At 64.8% G+C, this 18,185-nt stretch carries 18 protein-coding genes; 2 read left to right on the top strand and 16 right to left on the bottom strand.

Translation table 11 applies throughout. The features are described from left to right. Positions 1-17: 17 nt before the first annotated feature. The 8 genes from QTH87_RS22800 to QTH87_RS22765 all read right to left on the bottom strand — a co-directional run bounded on the left by QTH87_RS22800 (position 18) and on the right by QTH87_RS22765 (position 7,331). Positions 18-1,307 (bottom strand): hydroxymethylglutaryl-CoA reductase, degradative, encoded by a 1,290-nt coding sequence (locus tag QTH87_RS22800; protein WP_286612356.1) that lies wholly within the window; start codon positions 1,305-1,307, stop codon positions 18-20. Next, complete coding sequence (locus tag QTH87_RS22795; RefSeq protein ID WP_286612355.1) at positions 1,304-2,302, bottom strand: branched-chain amino acid ABC transporter permease; 999 nt, start codon at positions 2,300-2,302, stop codon at positions 1,304-1,306. Before QTH87_RS22795 ends, QTH87_RS22800 begins: the two co-directional genes overlap by 4 nt. Next, positions 2,302-3,186: a branched-chain amino acid ABC transporter permease gene (locus tag QTH87_RS22790; RefSeq protein ID WP_286612354.1), complete on the bottom strand. Its 885-nt coding sequence runs from the start codon at positions 3,184-3,186 to the stop codon at positions 2,302-2,304. The genes QTH87_RS22795 and QTH87_RS22790 overlap by 1 nt, the downstream gene beginning before the upstream one ends. Before the next feature lie 26 nt (positions 3,187-3,212). Next, positions 3,213-3,923: an ABC transporter ATP-binding protein gene (locus QTH87_RS22785; RefSeq protein WP_286612353.1), complete on the bottom strand. Its 711-nt coding sequence runs from the start codon at positions 3,921-3,923 to the stop codon at positions 3,213-3,215. Further along, positions 3,923-4,696, bottom strand: a complete 774-nt coding sequence (locus QTH87_RS22780) for an ABC transporter ATP-binding protein (protein WP_286612429.1) — start codon at positions 4,694-4,696, stop codon at positions 3,923-3,925. The genes QTH87_RS22785 and QTH87_RS22780 overlap by 1 nt, the downstream gene beginning before the upstream one ends. Before the next feature lie 19 nt (positions 4,697-4,715). Then, positions 4,716-5,198 carry an acyl-CoA thioesterase gene (locus QTH87_RS22775; RefSeq protein ID WP_286612352.1) on the bottom strand — a complete coding sequence of 161 codons (483 nt, stop codon included), beginning with the start codon at positions 5,196-5,198 and terminating at the stop codon, positions 4,716-4,718. 20 nt (positions 5,199-5,218) lie between these two features. Continuing rightward, positions 5,219-5,989 (bottom strand): SDR family NAD(P)-dependent oxidoreductase, encoded by a 771-nt coding sequence (locus QTH87_RS22770; protein ID WP_286612351.1) that lies wholly within the window; start codon positions 5,987-5,989, stop codon positions 5,219-5,221. Between the two features lie 139 nt (positions 5,990-6,128). Further along, on the bottom strand, positions 6,129-7,331 hold the full coding sequence (locus tag QTH87_RS22765) for an ABC transporter substrate-binding protein (RefSeq protein ID WP_286612350.1): 1,203 nt from the start codon (positions 7,329-7,331) through the stop codon (positions 6,129-6,131). Between the two features lie 394 nt (positions 7,332-7,725). On the opposite strand from QTH87_RS22765, the gene QTH87_RS22760 reads away from it, so the two are divergent. After that, positions 7,726-9,240 (top strand): acyl-CoA synthetase, encoded by a 1,515-nt coding sequence (locus QTH87_RS22760; RefSeq protein WP_286612349.1) that lies wholly within the window; start codon positions 7,726-7,728, stop codon positions 9,238-9,240. Between the two features lie 79 nt (positions 9,241-9,319). After that, entirely contained in the window at positions 9,320-9,895 is a 576-nt protein-coding gene (locus QTH87_RS22755) for a TetR/AcrR family transcriptional regulator (protein WP_286612348.1), read from the top strand. A 394-nt stretch (positions 9,896-10,289) separates the two neighbouring features. Here QTH87_RS22755 and QTH87_RS22750 read toward each other — a convergent pair whose 3' ends face one another. From QTH87_RS22750 to QTH87_RS22715, 8 genes are read right to left on the bottom strand one after another with little or no spacing between them, the layout of a single operon-like run. Next, entirely contained in the window at positions 10,290-11,273 is a 984-nt protein-coding gene (locus tag QTH87_RS22750) for a Bug family tripartite tricarboxylate transporter substrate binding protein (RefSeq protein ID WP_286612347.1), read from the bottom strand. 48 nt (positions 11,274-11,321) lie between these two features. After that, positions 11,322-13,199, bottom strand: a complete 1,878-nt coding sequence (locus QTH87_RS22745; RefSeq protein ID WP_286612346.1) for a feruloyl-CoA synthase — start codon at positions 13,197-13,199, stop codon at positions 11,322-11,324. Positions 13,200-13,245: 46 nt separating this feature from the next. Further along, positions 13,246-13,857, bottom strand: coding sequence for a DUF2889 domain-containing protein (locus tag QTH87_RS22740; RefSeq protein WP_286612345.1), 612 nt, complete (start codon positions 13,855-13,857; stop codon positions 13,246-13,248). 11 nt (positions 13,858-13,868) lie between these two features. After that, positions 13,869-14,693 carry an SDR family NAD(P)-dependent oxidoreductase gene (locus tag QTH87_RS22735; RefSeq protein WP_286612344.1) on the bottom strand — a complete coding sequence of 275 codons (825 nt, stop codon included), beginning with the start codon at positions 14,691-14,693 and terminating at the stop codon, positions 13,869-13,871. Between the two features lie 53 nt (positions 14,694-14,746). After that, entirely contained in the window at positions 14,747-15,166 is a 420-nt protein-coding gene (locus tag QTH87_RS22730) for a MaoC family dehydratase (RefSeq protein WP_286612343.1), read from the bottom strand. A 24-nt stretch (positions 15,167-15,190) separates the two neighbouring features. Further along, positions 15,191-15,628, bottom strand: a complete 438-nt coding sequence (locus QTH87_RS22725; protein ID WP_286612342.1) for a MaoC family dehydratase N-terminal domain-containing protein — start codon at positions 15,626-15,628, stop codon at positions 15,191-15,193. A gap of 1 nt (position 15,629) precedes the next feature. Beyond that, complete coding sequence (locus tag QTH87_RS22720) at positions 15,630-16,817, bottom strand: lipid-transfer protein (protein ID WP_286612341.1); 1,188 nt, start codon at positions 16,815-16,817, stop codon at positions 15,630-15,632. Positions 16,818-16,867: 50 nt separating this feature from the next. Next, the gene (locus tag QTH87_RS22715) at positions 16,868-18,007 is read right to left on the bottom strand and encodes an acyl-CoA dehydrogenase family protein (protein WP_286612340.1); all 1,140 of its coding nucleotides are present in this window, start codon (positions 18,005-18,007) and stop codon (positions 16,868-16,870) included. Positions 18,008-18,185 lie beyond the last annotated feature (178 nt).

Raw genomic sequence — 18,185 nt, 5'->3', positions numbered from 1 at the left:
CAGATGGCGCGAAGCGCTCATGGGGCGCGCCGAATCTCAGTTAACAAAGCCAGGGCACGGTCGGCGCGCACATCGCCCTCCGAAGCCATCTGCCGCGCGACTCGATCGATCTCGTCGCCCGTCGCTCCAGCGCCCAGCGCGATGTTGCGCGCGTGTAGCGCCATATGGCCGCGCTGGATGCCTTCTGTCGCCAGGGCCCGCAAGGCGCCCAGATTCTGAGCCAGGCCGACTGCCACGGCGATCTCGCCGAGTTCCTGTGCCGAGCCCACCTTGAGCAGATCGAGAGCTACCTTCGCCAGTGGGTGGGTGCGCGTCGCACCGCCCACCAGTCCCAGAGGCATCGGCATTTCGATGGTGCCTACCAGGTTGCCGTCGATGTCCTTTTCCCAATGGGTCAGCGAGGTGTATCGGCCGCTGCGGCAGGCATAGGCATGGGCGCCCGCTTCGACTGCGCGCCAGTCGTTGCCGGTGGCCACGACGACCGGATCGATGCCGTTCATGATTCCCTTGTTGTGGGTCGCAGCCCGGTAGGGATCGATGGCTGCGAACGCGTAGGCGTCGAGGATGCCTTCGATGACCTGTTCGCCGGGCCGGTCCGGGGTCGTCAGTATCTGAGGCGACAGTTGGACCCTCGCCCTCGCCAGGCGCAGGTCCGCCAGGTTCGACAGGATGCGCAACCGCACGCTGCCCCCAGTGATCTTCTCGACCAGCGGAGACACCGCCTCCGCCATGGTGTTGACGGTGTTCGCCCCCATGGCGTCGCGCACATCGACGATCAGATGGACGATCAGAAGCGCGCCGCGCGGCGCATCGGGCAAGACGTGAATCTCTATGTCGCGGCATCCGCCGCCCAGGCCGATCAACACCTTGTCGCGCTGGTTGGCCAGCGCGATGATCTCCTCACGACGATTCAGCAGGGACAGACGGGCGCCATAAGGGTCGCGAAGGCCGACCACCTGGACCTGGGCCCGCATCAGAGGGCCGGTGCTCGAGGTCTGAAAGCCTCCGCTGTCGCGGGCCAGGCGAGCCATGAATGAAGCCGCCGCGACGACCGAGGGCTCCTCGACCACCATCGGGACCAGCACGTCCCGACCGTTGACCCGGAAATTCCCGGCGACGGCGAACGGAAGCTCGAAGGTGCCGATGACGTTCTCGATCATGCCGTCGGCGACAGGCAGCGCAAGCGCTCCAGGCACCGCGAGAAGTTCACCCGCCGCAGCGCTCAGTGCGCCGGTCTGGACCAAAAAGTCTACGCGTTGCTCCGGTGACAGCGCACGGAAATTCGGAAGCCGGGAATCGGTGGTCATGGTGTGTCCTCGTGGGTTCGACGGGTGAAGCGGCGCAGCCAGGATTCCAGCTCGCCCATGATGCCGCGCCGGAACGCCAGGACGCACACCACGAAGATCAGGCCCGTGACGATGGTCACGGAGTCGCCGAGCGTCCGGAGCCACTCGATGCCGAGCAGTGACGACAGCGCATTGCCGAGCTCACCCAACTTGTTCTCCAGCGCAACGATGACGGTCGCGCCGACCAGAGGGCCCGACAGCATGCCCAGGCCGCCGACCAGCGTCATGAGGATCACCGAACCCGAGGACGACCAGTGCACATCGGTAAGCGTTGCAAACCCCAGGACGAGGGTCTTCAACGAGCCGGCCAGACCCGCCAGGGCCGCCGACAGCACGAACGCGAGAAGCTTGAAGCGCGACACGTCGTATCCCAGCGAGATCGCACGCGGTTCGTTCTCCTTGATTCCTCTCAGGACCTGCCCGAAGGGCGACTGCACAACGCGCCAGATCAGCAGGAAGGCAGCCACCACCACGACAAGGGTCACGTAGTACATCGTGAGGTCGTTGCCGAGATCGACCACACCGAAGAGCTTGCCGCGCGGTACACCCTGGAGGCCGTCCTCACCTCCCGTGAACGGCACCTGCAGGGCAAAGAAATAGATCATCTGCGCAAGTGCCAGCGTGATCATCGCGAAGTAGATGCCCTGGCGGCGGATCGCCAGCAGTCCGAAGACCCAGCCAAGCACCGCGCCGATGCCGGCGCCTGCGACCAGGCCCACCTCCGGCGTCAGTCCCCACACCTTGACTACATGGCCGGTGACATATGCGGCGCCGCCGAAAAAGGCTGCGTGCCCGAAGGACAGGAGCCCTGTGTAGCCCAAAAGCAGGTTGAAGGACGATGCGAAGAGCGCGAAGCACATGAGCTTCATCATGAACACCGGATAGGCACCGAGAAATGGCGCTGCCAGCAAAACACCCAGCAGCAGCACATAGGCGAAGTTGGAAACCGTCTTCATCACTTTTCCTTCCCGAACAGACCCGAGGGCCGAACGGCCAGCACGAGAACCATCATCACGAAGACGACCGTCGCGGACGCCTCGGGATACACCACCTTGGTCACTCCCTCGATCAGGCCGAGCCCGAGTCCCGTCAGGATCGAGCCCATGATGGATCCCATGCCGCCGATCACCACCACGGCGAAGACCGTGATGATCAGGTTCTGCCCCATCAGTGGCGAAACCTGCATGACAGGGGCCGCCAACACGCCCGCAAATGCCGCGAGCGCAACGCCGAACGCATATGTCAAGGTCACCATCAGCGGCACGTTGACGCCGAAGGCTTCCACCATCTTGGGGTTCTCGGTGCCCGCACGGAGGTAGGACCCGAGCTTGGTCCTCTCGATGACGTACCAGGTGGCGAAGCACACGGCCAGCGAAGCGACCACGACCCACGCACGGTAGTTGGGCAGCACCATGAAGCCGACGTCGGTCGCGCCGGCGAGCAGGTCAGGCGTGTCATACGAAAGGCCGGAGACGCCGTAGATCGAACGAAAGACACCTTCCAGCAGCAGGGTCAGGCCGAGTGTGAGCAAAAGACCGTACAGGTGGTCGAGCTTGTAGACCCATCGCAGGAGCAGCCGCTCGACCAGTATCCCGAACCCGCCGATCACCAGCGGCGCCGCTAGCAGCATCGGCCAATAGCCGACACCAAGGTAGTTCGAGGCCATCCAGGTGAGTACGGCCCCGAGCATGAAGAACGCACCATGCGCAAAGTTGATGACGTTGAGCAGGCCGAAGATGACGGCCAGCCCGAGACTCAGGATGGCGTAGAAGGAGCCGTTGACCAGGCCCAGCAGAAGCTGGCTCATCAAGGCTGGCAGTGAAATGTCAAGGAGGGACATGAGAGATCGCGGCGAATGGTTGGGCGTCAGACGCCAAGCAGCTCGTTGAGCACCGGCATCTTCGATTCGAGCTCGGCGGCGCCGAACTTCTCGACGATGCGTCCGTGCTCCATCACGTAGAAGCGGTCGGCCAGGGGGGCTGCGAAGCGGAAGTTCTGCTCCACCATCACCACCGTGTAGCCCTTGCTGCGCAGCATGTGGATCATTCGCGCCAGCGCCTGCACGATCACCGGCGCCAGCCCCTCGGAGATCTCGTCCAGCAGCAGCAGCCTGGCGCCCGTGCGCAGGATGCGCGCCACCGCCAGCATCTGCTGCTCGCCGCCCGACAGCCGCGTGCCCTGGCTGTGGCGCCGCTCGGCCAGGTTCGGGAACATCTCGTAGATCTCTTCCACCGACATGCCCTGCCCCGCGCCCTTCAGCACCGGCGGCAGCATCAGGTTCTCCTCGCACGAGAGGCTCGCGAAGATGCCGCGCTCCTCCGGGCAGTAGCCGATGCCGTGGTGCGCGATGCGGTGCGTCGCCATGCCGATGGTCTCGGTGCCGTTGACCTTGATGCTGCCCTTGCGGGCGCCCGTGAGGCCCAGCACCGCGCGCATCGTCGTGGTGCGCCCCGCGCCGTTGCGCCCGAGAAGCGTCACCACCTCGCCGGGCTGCACCACCATGTCGACGCCGTGCAGCACGTGCGATTCGCCGTACCAGGCTTGCAGGTCCTTGATTTCGAGTGCGGGAGTCGCCATCAGTGGGCTCCCTGCAAGGCGCCGTCGGTGGTGCCCATGTAGGCCTCCATCACCTGCGGGTTGCGCGACACCTCGGCATACGGGCCCTCGGCCAGCACGGCGCCGCGCTGCAGCACCGTGATCGTGTCGGCGATGGTCGAGACCACGCTCATGTTGTGCTCCACCATGAGGATGGTGCGGCCGGCCGAGACACGCTTGATGAGCTCGGCCACGCGATGCACGTCTTCGTGGCCCATGCCCTGCGTGGGCTCGTCGAGCAGCATCAGCTCGGGCTCCATCGCCAGCGTGGTGGCGATCTCGAGCGCGCGCTTGCGGCCGTAGGGCAGGTTCACGGTCAGCTCGTCGGCCAGGTCTTCCAGGCCGACCTCGGCCAGCAGCACGCGGGCGCGGGCATCGAGCGGCTTGAGCGACTTCTCGCTCTTCCAGAAATGAAAGCTGGTGCCGAGCGCACGCTGCAGGCCCAGGCGCACGTTCTCCAGCAGCGTGAGGTGCGGGAACACGGCCGAGATCTGGAACGAGCGGATGATGCCGCGGCGCGCGATCTGCGCCGGGCGCTCGCCCGTGATGTCCTCGCCGTTGAAGAGGATGGTGCCCGCGGTCGGCTCGAGGAACTTGGTGAGCAGGTTGAAGCAGGTGGTCTTGCCCGCTCCGTTCGGCCCGATCAGCGCGTGGATCGAGCCGCGAACGACTGACAGATCGACCTTGCTGACCGCGGTGAAACCCTTGAATTCCTTGGTGAGCTGGCGTGTTTCGAGAATGATGTCGGGGCTCATTTTCATGATCGAAGTTGAATCAGGCGGAGGCCGTGCCGGCGCAATGCAGATGGCGGGTATGGCCCACCGGCAGTGCGAGCGCGGAATGCACGTTCGCAACAAGCTCGATCGCTTGTCGCAAAGGATCGGGAAAGGACCTTGCCTTTCGGTTGCCAAGGTCCGCATGCACGGACAACTGTTCGAGCGTGGCGACCGTGAGGTCGCGGTCCTCGTCGACCAGTTCCATGAGCACGAGAAGGCGCAGGCGGTCCACCTCCAGTACCCGCAGACGCACATGCACCCGGGCGCCGAGCGTCAGTTCGCGCAGGAACCGTATGTGGGCGTCCACCACGAAGATGCCGGCGCCGTGCTGCTTCGTGTAGCTCGCGCCAAGGCCCAGCTTTTCCATCAGCGCGTAACCTTCGTCGATGAAGAGCTGGAAGTAGCGCCCCGCGTTCATGTGGCCATAGCTGTCGATCCATCCGGCTTCGACCGGAAGTGGTCGAGAGCGCCAGGCCGACAAGGCGCTCGGAGCGTGGTCGATCACGCGGCCGCCTGCTGAAGCCAGGCCGGCGAGTGATGCATGCCCTGCGTGCTCCAGCCGCCGTCCACGACCAGGGTCTGGCCGGTCACGTAGCTGGCATCGTCGCTCGCGAGGTATTTCACTGCATTCGCAATCTCGAGCGGCTCCGCCAGGCGACCCAAGGGCACCCGTTCCAGCATCCAGTCCTCGCGCAAGGAGCCGTTCGCGACTGCGTCTTCGATGATGGCGGTGCGCGTAAAGCCTGGAGCGACGGCGTTGACCCGAATGCGGTGCGGCGCGGTTTCGACCGCGAGGCAGCGGGCCAAGCCCACGATGCCTGCCTTCGCTGCGGTGTAGGGCCCACGACCCGGCAGGCCCACGAATGCTGCCGTCGATGCGATGCCGATGATCGCGCCCCCCCTGCCCTGCGCGATCATGCGCGGGATCGCGTGGGTGGCACACAGGAACATGCCATTCAGGTGAGTCCCCAACACCTTAGACCAATCCTCGAAACTCATCTGGCCGCACAGGCCCGAGCGCTGGATGCCCGCGTTGTGCACCACGGTGTCGATGCCCGTGCCTGCGGCATCGATGGCCCGAAACGCCTGCGCCACGCTGACTGGGTCGGACACATCCGCCTCGAGGTAGGCCACACCATCGCGTGGATGCTCGGGGGCGCTTCGGTCCAGGGAGAAGACCTTGGAGCCGGCGCCCTGAAGGCCTTGGACGATTGCATCGCCGATGCCTCGCGCGCCGCCAGTGACGAGCGCAACCTTGGCTTGAGCATTCATGGTAGACCTTCTTCAACGTGATGTGGGTCGACAGTCCCCGACGACAGGAGGACGTGGGACACCGCAAGGCGACGCGAGTGCGTGCCTTCTATTGCGCGGCGGGACAGCCGTGCGGCCATCCCGTGCTAGGCCGCTCGGATTACTTCTTGACCAGCGGGCAGGTCGAATCGGACAGCGACGCGAACGCCTTGTCGCCAGGGACGACGGCTATCTGCTTGAGGTAATCCCAGGGCTTCTTGGATTCGGCCGGCTTCTTGACTTCGTACAGGTAGAAGTCGTGGATCATCTGGCCGTCGGCGCGAATGAACCCCTTTGCGTACATGTCGTCGATCTTCATCTTCTTGAGTTCCGGCATCACCTTGTCGGCGTTGTCGCTGCCGGCCGCCTGCACCGCCTTCAGATAGGTCAGGGTTGCGGAGTAGTCCGCGGCCTGCAGGCTGTTGGGCATGCGCTTCATCTTCTCGAAGTAGCGGGCGGCGAACTTTCGGGATTCATCGCTCTGGTCCCAATACCAGCCTTCGGTCAAGAGCAGTCCTTGAGCGTTGTTCAAGGTCAGGCTGTCGATGTTGCCGACGAACATGAGCAGGCCGGCCAGTTTCATGTTCTTGGTCAACCCGAATTCCTTCGCCCCCTTGATGGCATTCAAGGTATCGCTGCCCGATGAGGCGAGGCCGAGGACTTGCGCCTTGGAACCCTGCGCCTGGATGAGGAAGGACGAGAAGTCCGAGGCGCTGATCGGGTGCCGCACCTTGCCGAGCACAGTGCCGCCCGAGGCGGCGACGACCTTGGAGGCTTCGTTCTCGAGCGAATGGCCGAAGGTGTAGTCGGTGGTCAGGAAATACCAGGACTTTCCGCCTTGCGCCACAACCGCTGAGCCCAGCGTTCGGGCGACAGCGGTCGTGTTGTACGCGTATTGCACCGTGTAGGGCGTGCATTCTTCGTTGGTGAACTGGGTCGCGCCCGCCGACACCACCATGAAAACGAACTTTTTCTCGGGGACCATCTTGTTGATGGACAGCATCGCCGCGGAATTCGCACCGCCGACCACCATGTCGACGCCCTGCGTGTCAGCCCATTCGCGCGCCTTGGCGGAAGCGATGTCCGCCTTATTCTGGTGGTCGGCCGAAACGATCTCGATCGGCTTGCCCCCCACCGTACCGCCGAAGTCGGCGACCGCCATGCGAATGGCTTCGAGACCGCCTGCGCCATCGTTGTCGGCAAACGGACCCGTCAGGTCGCTGATGAACCCGATGCGCACCTTGTCGTTGGAAATCTGGGCCTGGGCCAGCGACGCCGTCGCCAGCGCGGTGGCGCACAGGGTGAGTTGAAGCAGTGTTTTCATGAGGTCTCCTGGTCTTTGAGCGGTCGCCGAATCATCGCGAGCCCACCCGACAATGTCAAGCTAAATATGAATTGGCAGTCATTTATTATGAACTTAAGTGGCGCAAGCTGTTGAGTTATAAGTGTTTTTTCGACGCTCCGTTGGAGAACTTTAGATGGCTGTACATTCATTTATGCAGGGAATGATGCGCGGTCGATCGGCTGTCTGCTCCCTTGAGCTCGCTTCCGGCAGGCGTTCCAACGGGCCCGCAAGCCGCTCCGCAACCCAACGGATGCCGTACGGCTCAGCGGCGTTTGGCGGGACGCGCGCCGAGTTACGCTTGGCGCTTTGCACGGGGGTCGGGCACCGCCCTGCCCGGTCACGCTCCACTCATAAAAGAGCTCTGCGTTTCGACATGGACCACGATCTGATCTACAACGACTGGCTTTCTCATCACGCGCGCTATCGGGGGGCGCGCCTGGCGCTGGTCGACGATGCCAAGGCGGTTTCCCTCAGCTACGGTGAACTGGATCGCCGCGTGAACGCATTGGCCGGTGCGCTGCAGGCACACCATCGCATCCAATTCGGCGACCGCGTCGCGCTGGTGTCGAAGAGTTGCTCGGAGGCATTCGAACTGCAGTTCGCCTGCGCGCGTATCGGCGCGATCTTCGTCCCCATCAACTGGCGGCTCAGTGCCGACGAGTTGCAGTGGATCCTGGCGGATTGCGACCCGGGCGTGACCTTCCATGACGCCGATTTCAGCCACCTGATACCGCCCGATTGCCCCAGCGTCGCCATCGATGCCCAAGCATCGAAGGAGTCTGCCTACGAACGCCTGACGCAAGGCGAACGACCTGCAGTTCCATGCCGCGTGGAAGCTGAGACCATCTGGATGATCGTCTACACCTCCGGCACCACGGGGCGACCCAAGGGCGCGATGCTCTCATACCGCATGATCCACGCCAACGTGATGTGCTGGCTGAGCCCCGCGCGGATCGGCGATCGATCTGTATTCCTTTGCTCGATGCCGACCTTCCATACCGGCGGTCTGCACTGCTATTCCAGCGCCGTGCTGTACGCCGGTGGCACTGTCGTCGTGCAGCGCGACTACGAGCCAGCGCGAGCACTCGCGCTGATGGCCGATGACAGCTTGCGGGTCACGCACTTCTTCGGCACCCCTACGCACTACGCACGGCTCACACAAAGCCCGGCCTATGCCCCAGGTGTCCTCAAGTACCTTGAAGTGGCCGGCCTAGGCGGCGCCCCGAGTCCCAACGCGCTGATCGAACAATTGCTGGACGACGGTATTCCGTTGCAACCCGCCTATGGCATGTCGGAAATCGGTCCAGCCATCTTCGTGACCGAGCTCGATGCGGCGCGCAGCAAAATCGGAAGCAGCGGCCATCCGACCCTCCATGTGGAGATGAAGGTCGTTGATGCGAACGGAGCGTCATGCGCCGAAGGCACCGCCGGCGAACTGTGGGTCCGAGGCCCGCTGACCATGTCCGGCTACTGGCGCAACGAGGACGCGACGCGCAGCGCCTTCGAAGACGGTTGGTTCAAGACCGGCGACGGCGTCCTGGTCGACGAAGATGGCTATGTTCACGTGGTCGATCGGCTCAAGGCCATGTTCATTTCGGGCGGCGAGAACGTCTATCCCGCCGAGATCGAGCGCGTGCTCGGCGACCATCCTGCAGTGCTGCTTTCCGCCGTGATCGGCGTGGCCGATGCACGTTGGGGCGAGGTCGGCGCCGCATTCGTGGTGTTGAAGAACGGAGCTACGGCCACGGCGGCCGAACTGCTCGAATTTTGCGGGAGCCGCCTCGCCCGCTTCAAGGTGCCCAAGACGCTCACGCTGATGCCGGACTTGCCGCGCAACGCCTCGGGCAAGATCCTCAAGCGTGCGCTCGCGCGTCCTCTCTCGCACTAGTCCGAAACTTATGACGAACTCTCTCATCCGGGTCAAGCGCAGCCGCAGCGACAAGCAGGAGCAGACACGACGCGCGCTGATGGAAGCGGCGATCGAGGTGGTCGGCGAGGAAGGCTATGCGCTCGCCACGGTCGCAAAAATGACCAAACGAGCCAACATCGCCAACGGCACGTTCTACAACTACTTCGAGAGCCAGCAGGACATCTTCGACCAGCTTCTGCCTTTCCTCGGCGAGCGGTTGATCGCCCACGTGAGCGCAAAGATGGACGTGTCGCTCACCGGCACCGCGCGCGAGCGTGCGCGATTCATGGCGTACTTCGACTTCTGCCGCCGCAACCCAGGCTTCCTGCGCATCCTCAATGAAGCTGAGGTCTTCGCACCCGCGGCATACCACCGCCACGTCGTCATGCTGTACGAGGGTTACCTCAAGTCCCTTCAGCGCAGCCAGGACCGGGCTGAGATCCGCGACTACACCCGCGAAGAACTCGGTCCCATGGTGTTCATGCTCATGGGCATCCGGAGCTACATGACGATGCTGTTCAAGTACAAGTACATCGACCGTTCTTCCATGTCCGTCGAGGCCTTAGCTGACATTTACGAGAAGCTGGTGGCCAAGGGTTTGTTTGCGCCCGATGCCTCGGTCGCGCCGTCATGACCATCGAGCGGCAATTTCGGTCCGGCGTATGACGATATGAGGGGCGAACCCACTAGATCTGGCGCAACGGCACCCTGCCACCGCCCGTACGACGGCTATGCAGCGATTGCTGTCTGACGCGAGCAGCATCGAAGTTCAGCTGTGGCAAGGTTTACGGTCATTCGGCTGGGTCTAGCATCTCTGCATCGACGACCGATTCCGGCGCTACTGCAGTCATAGCCGCCCGATGCTCCCTGAGTACTAGGTCCGCTCCACATCGAAGCCGAGTCAAACTACCCCTTGTCGACCGTCAGATGGCGTTCCGGGCTCCGGTCAGCCCTTCTTTGCCAAGTGCAGGCTGAATCAAGCTTTCGAGGTCACGGCCTAGCAGAATTCGGAAGAATGTCGTTCGCTATCAATCAACTTTCGCTCCGGACACCAGGATCAGCCTCTGAATCAACGGTCCGCTCGATTCGAAGTTCTTGCGGAACTCGGCGGAACTGTTGCCCATCGGGCCCAGGCCGAAGGCCTGAAAGCGGGCCTTCATGGGTGCGCCCTGAACGATCTCGCGCGCTTCCTTTTCCAGGCGTGCCAGCACGGCATCGGGCGTCTTGGCGGGCGCCATGAGCATCACGCCACCCACCAGCTTGAACTCGGCATCCCGAAACCCCTGCTCCTCCATGGTGGGCACTTGCGGCAACTCGGCCAGACGGCCGTCACCGATGACGGCCAGCGCCCGCAGGCTGCCGCTTGCAATGTGCGGTGCCATGGTGCCCAGGGTGCCGATGCCCGCCGGAATCTGGCCTGCGACCATGTCCTGGATCATGGGCGCCTCACCCTTGTAGCCCACATGCACCATGTCGAGCTTGCGTGATTCGCTCAGGTGGGCACTGAGCAGGTGGCTGGCCGAGCCCACGCCGTACGAACCGTAGTTGGTCTTGCCTTTGTTCTTCTCCGCCCAGGCGATGAACTCGTTCATGTTGCGGGCGGGCACGTCCTTGTTGACCGCGAACACCAGGTTGGCCGAGCAGATCTCGGTGATGAAGGCGAAGTCGCGACGCACTTCGTACGCGACCTTGGAGAACATGTAGGGGGCGTAGTAGATCGGTGCGGCGTGCGTGAACAGCAGCGTGTAGCCATCCGGAGTGGCGCGCGCGACGGCAGCGGCGCCCAGCATGCCGCCACCGCCGGGCTTGTTGTCCACGATCACCGCGGTCTTCAGGCGCTTGCCCAGTTCCTCGGCGAATACACGCGCCAGCACGTCGGTGGCACCGGCCGGCGGCGCCGGCAGCACCAGGGTGATGGTCTTGGCGGGGTAGCTTTCCTGTGCGAGAGCCGGAGCACTATTCAGGGCCGTCAGGGCGACCAGGGCAGCTACAAGGAAGTTCTTCAGTTTCATGATGTCTCCGATGCTTTTCTTCGATCCGTGAGGGCTGCGTCGAGCCCGTCAGTGGGCGCAAGCAAGGTGTTCGGGAACGGGCTCGCTGTACAGCTCCCGCACCAGATGTGCGCGCCGCGTTCGAGTGGCAGCCTGGTTCACATAGCCCTTGTCGGCGATCTCGTTGGCGTCCATCGAGGGCGGCTCGTCCATGAGCAGGACGCGTTCGACTGCAAGGCTTGAATGACCGTCGTTCCCGCCCAGGCGCTCTCGCAGGGCCGCCAGGAGCAAAGGATGCTTGACCAGCGCAGCGGCATCGAGGTTGGCCAGCTCGGGGGCCAGCTGCTGGCAGGCCGCCACGTTGGGCCAGGCGAGTGCCGCCACGTAGTCACGGTCATGGCCGCAGATCACGGCGTCGCTGATCAGCGGTGCGCAGCGCTCCACCAGCGCCAGCCGCACGGCGCCGGTTCTCACCCATGTGCCGCTCACGAGCTTGAAGTCCTCGCCGACACGGCCGTCGAAATGCAGCCCCTGAGTTGGATCGCTCGCGTCGACCAGCCGCACCGCATCGCCCAGGCGAAAGAAGCGCTCTTCGTCGAAGGCGGCGGCGGTCAGATCCGGCCGGCCGATGTAGCCGGCGAAGTTGTGCGGGCCGCGCACCCGGATCTCGTAGCGGGCACCGTCTTCGAGCGGCACCAGCTTGATCTCGGTGCCGGGCGCCGGCATGCCGATGTTCGCCAGGTCTTCGCTGGCCCACATGCGGTAGGTGCCCACGCCCGCGGTTTCAGTGGACGCCAGGCCGGTGGCGAACATGATGCGTTCGCCCACGGTGCGCTCGGCCACGCGCTGGATGCGCTCGTTGACACCGGACGGCAGACTGGCGCCGCCATAGCCGAAATTGAGCACGCGGGAAAACACGCTGCGCGCCAGCTGCGGATCGCGCTCCAGCTCGGCCGCGAGCATCGTCCAGGCCGCGGGCACGCTGGTCAGCAGCGTGGGCGATACCTCGCGAAGATTGCGCACGGTGCGATCGAACATGCCGGGCAGCGGCTTGCCATCGTCGATGTAGTGCGTGGCGCCCAGCAGCAGTGAGCGCCCAAGGTTCAGCACCCCGCCCAGGGCGTGGTGCCAGGGCAGCCAGTCGAGGAACACGGTTTGCGTCTCCTGCAGCATGCCGAACATGTCCAGCAGGTTGGCCGCAGTGCCTTGCAGGTTGCCGTAGCTGATCGGCACACCCTTGGGCACCCCTGTGGAGCCGGATGTGAAGAGCACGCGGGCGACGTCCGCGGCCTCGATGTCGCGATGCGCCTGCAGCACGGCGTCGCGGCGCTTGGGCGAAAGCGGCGCTTGAACCAGCGACTGCCAAGTGGTCTGGCCATCGATCGCGTTGTTGACCGCGATGACCGGCAGGCCCGCGAGGGCCGGCGACCCCAGCGCGCGCGAGAACGGCTGCACGTCTTGCACGAAGACGGCCGCGGGCGGCACCAGCTCGCACACGCCCGCAAGCCGCACGAGATCGCGGCTGAGCAGCGAGTAGGCGGGCGATACCGCTGCGAATGGCACGCCCACGAACTCGGCGGCCAGCATCAGTTGCAGATGCTCGAGCGAGTTGGCTGAAAGCACCATGAGCGGGCGGCCGGGGCCCAGCCCCATCTGGAGAATTGCGCTGCCGATGCGCTGTACCTGCTCCCACAGCTCTGCCCAGGTCAGGCAGCGCCATTGGCCATGGGCATCGCGCTCGCAGAAGGCATTGGTCTCGGGTCGCCGGGCCGCCCACTGCGGAACGTAGCCGGCAAAGCCGATGTGCTGGGGCTCCGGCGGCGTGGCCACGTTGCGCAGGATCAACGTGCCATCCGCGCGCCGCTCGCACACGGCCTTGCGCCGCGGAAAGGGCGTTGGCCGGTAGCCGTGGGCGCCACTGGCGGGCGTGGGTATCGTCGGGTGCATCGCAGGTGTCTCCATATCGCCTCTCATGTTGACGCGAATGATGGAATCAGGCGACCCGCGGTGCGCCACCCACGCCGGGGGGTGGTGTTTCCCCAGTGCGTCGATGCTCCGGCCAGATCACCTGGATCGCCTGCCCTTGCGCGCGATAGGTGTGGCAGGTGTCGTACACCATGGGGCGCGGCATCGGATCGGATCCTTGCAACTCGGCCGCCATGTCGCGCGTTTCCCGGCGCAGCGCCATCACGGTTTGCACGGCCGTGGTGGCCAGCGGACCGATGAGCTCGGTGAGATGGGTGCAGCCCTTGCGGCCACCCACGCGTTCCTTCATGAGCTGGGTGAAACCCGGCCCGATGCGCAGTCCGACCAACTGGTCGTACGGCTTGCTGCTCTCGCTGCACCAGGGCGTCGGTACGGTGTCCGAGTGCGCCTGCATGTGGACGATCTGCATGTCCGCATCGATGGTCATCGTCAGGCGCAGGCCATGCAGCAACCCGCCGGCATCGACCTGCTTGAAATACAGGTCGGTTCCATCGGCCGAGATGTCGCGCAGCCGGGCCTCGAAGTCGAACAGCCCGTCCTCGCGCACCCAGCCCTGGCACACCACTTCGCGCGTATGCAGCAGGCGTCGCGCCCCGCCGGTGCCCGCGGTGTCGCTCATTCGGCGCTTCCCTACTGCGGCGAGCCAGCCACGGCCACCACCTGGCCCGTGATGTAGTTGGACTCGGGCAGGCAGAACAGATAGACCGCGCCTGCCGCTTCCTCCGGCGTGCCGCCGCGGCCCAGGGGATTGCGCTGCGCATGGCTCTTGAGAAGTTCGGGATTCAGGCCGACCCGGATCTCCTTGCCCTCGATGTTCACCGTGGCGCCGGCCTTGGCATCGGCGTTCGTCATTCGGGTGTGGATGAGGCCGAATGCCACCGCATTCACGTTGACGTTGAAGCGGCCCCATTCGCGGCTGAGCGCGCGCGTCATGCCGATCACGCCGGCCTTGGCCGACGAGTAGTTCATCTGGCCGGCATTGCCGTTGAGCGCCGAGGTGGAGGACACGTTCACCACCTTGCGGTTGACCACGACGCCTTTCTCGGCATCGGCGGCGGCCTGCGCCTTGATGACGGGATAGGCGGCACGCAGGATGCGGAACGGCGCCGTCATGTGGCAATCGACGATGGCATACCACTGCTCGTCGCTCATGCGCTGGATCACGTCGTCCCAGGTGAATCCGGCATTGTTCACGATGATGTCGATGCCCTTGTAGGCATCCATCGCGGTCTTGATGTAGCGCTCGGCGAAGTCCGGCGCACTCACGTTGCCAGCGCAGGCGACGGCCTGGCCACCGGCCTTCCTGATGAGCTCTGCCGTTTCGTTGGCCGGGTCGGCATCCAGGTCGTTGAGGACGATGCGCGCACCCTTGCTGGCGAGCTTCATCGCGATGGCCTGGCCGATGCCACGACCCGAACCGGTGACCAGTGCCACCTTGCCGTCAAGAGTTCCCATTGTCTATCTCCAGAAATGTTGTGGGGGTTGGAATGAAAAGCGGCGCGTAGGGCTCATAGCGCGACGATGGCGTCGCCCACGATCTTCACGTCGCCGTATTGATTGGCGGTCTGGATCTCGACCTTGGCACGCTGCTCACCGTCGACCTCCAGGAGTGCCACCACCTTGCCAGTGCAGGTGATGACGTGGCCCAGATGCGTGATGCCGGTGAAGCGCACGCCGAAGCTGCGGATGCGGCGCTGGTCCACCCACTGCGTGAGCAGTCGGCCCAGGTAGGCCATCGACAACATGCCGTGCGCGAAAACGTCGGTCATGCCGGCGGCGCGCGCGTAGTCGGTGTCGATGTGAATGCGGTTGTGGTCGCCGGAGCCGCCGGCGAACAGCGCCAGCGTCGTGCGGCTGATGGCGGGCAGCGACAGCGGCGGCAGCGTATCGCCCACCTTGAGCAGATCGAGCCTGGTAGTGGCAGTCATGGATGTCGTCTCCTGGCAGGTGGTTCAGTTGCGGTGCACGAGCACGCTGCGCAGATCGGCCACGTGCTCGCCACGCTGATCGGTCACGCGGGTCTCGCGCACCACGAAGGACAGCGCCCCGCCCTTCTTGTCGTAGATGTCGGCAATGCGGGTTTCGAACTGCAGGCTGTCGCCGGCGTAGGCCGTGCGGTGGTATTGGAACGACTCCTCCCCGTGCAGGATGCGGCTGGGATCGATGCCCAGTTCCTCACGCCATGCGTTCGACGGAATCTGGAATTCGAGCGAGAACAGGAAGGTGGGCGGCAGCGGCACGCCCGTGTAGCCAGCGTCGCGCGCTGCGGATTCGTCGAGGTAGATGGGATTGGTCTCGCCGACGGACTTGGCGAAGAAGCGCAGCTGGCCGATCTCGGCCGTTGCCTTGTAGACCGGCAGCTTCATGCCGATGTGCTTGTTGTCGATCATTTCAATCGGCCTTCTGGTAGATGGTCACCACGCCCGCGCCGCCCAGGCCCAGGTTGTGCTGCAGCGCCACGCGCGCGCCGGACACCTGGCGGTCCGATGCACTGCCGCGCAACTGGTGCGTGAGTTCGTAGCACTGGGCAAGGCCGGTGGCGCCCAGCGGGTGACCCTTCGACAGCAGGCCGCCCGACGGGTTGACCACCCACTTGCCGCCATAGGTGTTGTCGCCGTCTTCCACCAGCTTCGGGCCTTCGCCTTCGGCCGCGAGGCCCAGGCCCTCGTAGGTGATCAGTTCGTTCTGCGCGAAGCAGTCGTGCAGCTCGATCACGTCCACGTCATCCGGACCGATGCCGGCCTGCGCGTAGGCCTGCTCGGCGGCCAGACGCGTCATGTCGAAACCCACGACGCGGATCATGTCGCGCGCTTCGTAGGTGCTGGGCGTGTCGGTGGTCATCGACTGCCCGGCGATGAAGACGTCCGTTCGAAGGCCGCGCTTCCTGGCGAAATCTTCCGAGACGACGAGGGCCGCCGCGCCACCGCAGGTGGGTGGACAGGCCATCAGTCGGGTGATGACGCCGTCCCACAGCATGGGCGCATTCATCACGTCCTCGGTGCTCACCACGTTGCGGAACACGGCCAGCGGATTGCGCGCGGCATGGCGACTGGCCTTGGCACGGATGGCAGCGAAGGTCTCCAGCCTGGTGCCGTACTTGTCCATGTGCGCTCGACCGGCGCCGGCGAACTGGCGGATGGCCGACGGAATTTCGGGCATCCCGACCAGCTCGTCCACCACCTCCAGCGCGCGCTCCAGAGCGGGCTTGCGGTCGTCCCAGCGGGACTTCAACGCGCCCGGGTTCATCTGCTCGAAGCCCACGGCCAGCGCGCAGTCCACGGCGCCGCTCTGCACGGCCTGACGCGCCAGGTACAGTGCGGTCGAGCCGGTGGCGCAGTTGTTGTTCACGTTGATGACCGGTATGCCGGACATGCCCACGCGATAGAGGGCCTTCTGGCCGCAGGTGGAGTCGCCGTACACGTAGCCGGCATAGGCCTGCTGCACGTCGGTGTAGTCCAGGCCGGCATCCTGGAGCGCCTGTCGCACCGCCAGTTCGCCCATCACGTCGTAGGGCTCGCTGGTTCCGGGTTTCCTGAACGGGATCATGCCGACGCCGGCAACGATGACTTTGCGGGTCATTGGGTTTTCCTTGGTGTGTTGAAGGGGAGGCTCGTCGAGGCGCCAGTGCCTCAGAGCTTTCGGGAAATCAGGTCGCGCATCACTTCGCTGGTGCCGCCATAGATGCGCGTGACGCGCGTGTCGACGAAGTCGCGCGCGATCGGGTACTCGAGCATGTAGCCGTAGCCGCCGTGCAACTGCACCATCTCGTCGATGGCCTTGCCCAGCGTCTCGGTGGAGAAGAGCTTGGCGATCGCCGCTTCTTCGAGCGTCAGGCGTCGGCGCATGTGCTCGGCCAGGTAGTGGTCGATCAGGGTGCGGACGGCCACCGCCTGCGCCTTGATGTCGGCCAGCTTGAACTTGGTGTTCTGGAAGTCCCACACGGTCTGGCCGAACACGCGACGGTCCTTCACGTAGTCGATGGTGGTTTCCAGCGCGCGCTCCAGGCGCGCGGCAGCCGCCACCGCGATCGAGAAGCGCTCCTGCGGCAACTCGCCCATCAGATAGGCGAAGCCTTTGCCCTCCTCACCCAGCCGGTTGCCCACCGGCACGCGCACGTTGTCGAAGAACAGCTCGGCCGTGTCCTGCGCGAACTGGCCGACCTTCTGCAGCTTGCGCCCGCGCCGAAAGCCCGCGCGAGTCGCCTCCACCGCGATCAGGCTGATGCCCTTGGCGCCCGCTGCCGGATCGGTCTTGCAGACCACGATGATGAGGTCGGCAATGAGGCCGTTGCTGATGAAGGTCTTGCTGCCGTTGATGACGTAGTGGTCGCCGTCGCGATGCGCCGTGGTGCGCACTGCCTTCAGGTCGCTGCCGGTGCCCGGCTCGGTCATGGCGATGGCGAGGATCAGTTCGCCCGAGGCCGCACCGGGCAGCCACTTCTTCTTCTGCTCCTCGTTGCCCGCGCGATGGATGTAGGGCGCGATGATGTCCGAATGCATGCCGAAAGCCGGGCCGCTCACGCCCGAACGCGCGGTCTCTTCCGCGAACACGGCCGCGTGTCCGAAATCACCACCACCGCCGCCGTATTCCTCGGGCAGCGAGGCACACAGCAGGCCCTCTCGACCGGCCTTCAGCCATGTCTCGCGGTCGACCTGGCCGGCCGCGTCCCAGGCTGCCTGCCGCGGCAGGCACTCCTTCTCGAGGAAACGGCGGACCGTTTCACGGTACATCTCGTGGTCTTCGCGGAAGACGCTGCGCGTCACTTTCATTGCCCGTCTCCTTTTCTTTGGGAACGGCCTGACGATAGGCAGCGCCTCCCGACTCGCCACCACCTGCAACGGGTGGCGGCCGATGTCACCGGCGAGACAGATTTCCCCCGAAAGGCGCTGCTGGCTTTCCCGCCCCCTGAGGCGGGTGGCGCAGCGCGACGCCATGCCTGCTCCACTG

The organism is Variovorax jilinensis, assembly GCF_030316885.1.
In the GTDB taxonomy this organism is placed as follows: domain Bacteria; phylum Pseudomonadota; class Gammaproteobacteria; order Burkholderiales; family Burkholderiaceae_C; genus Variovorax; species Variovorax jilinensis.
This window is presented reverse-complemented; position numbering and strand designations above follow the sequence as displayed.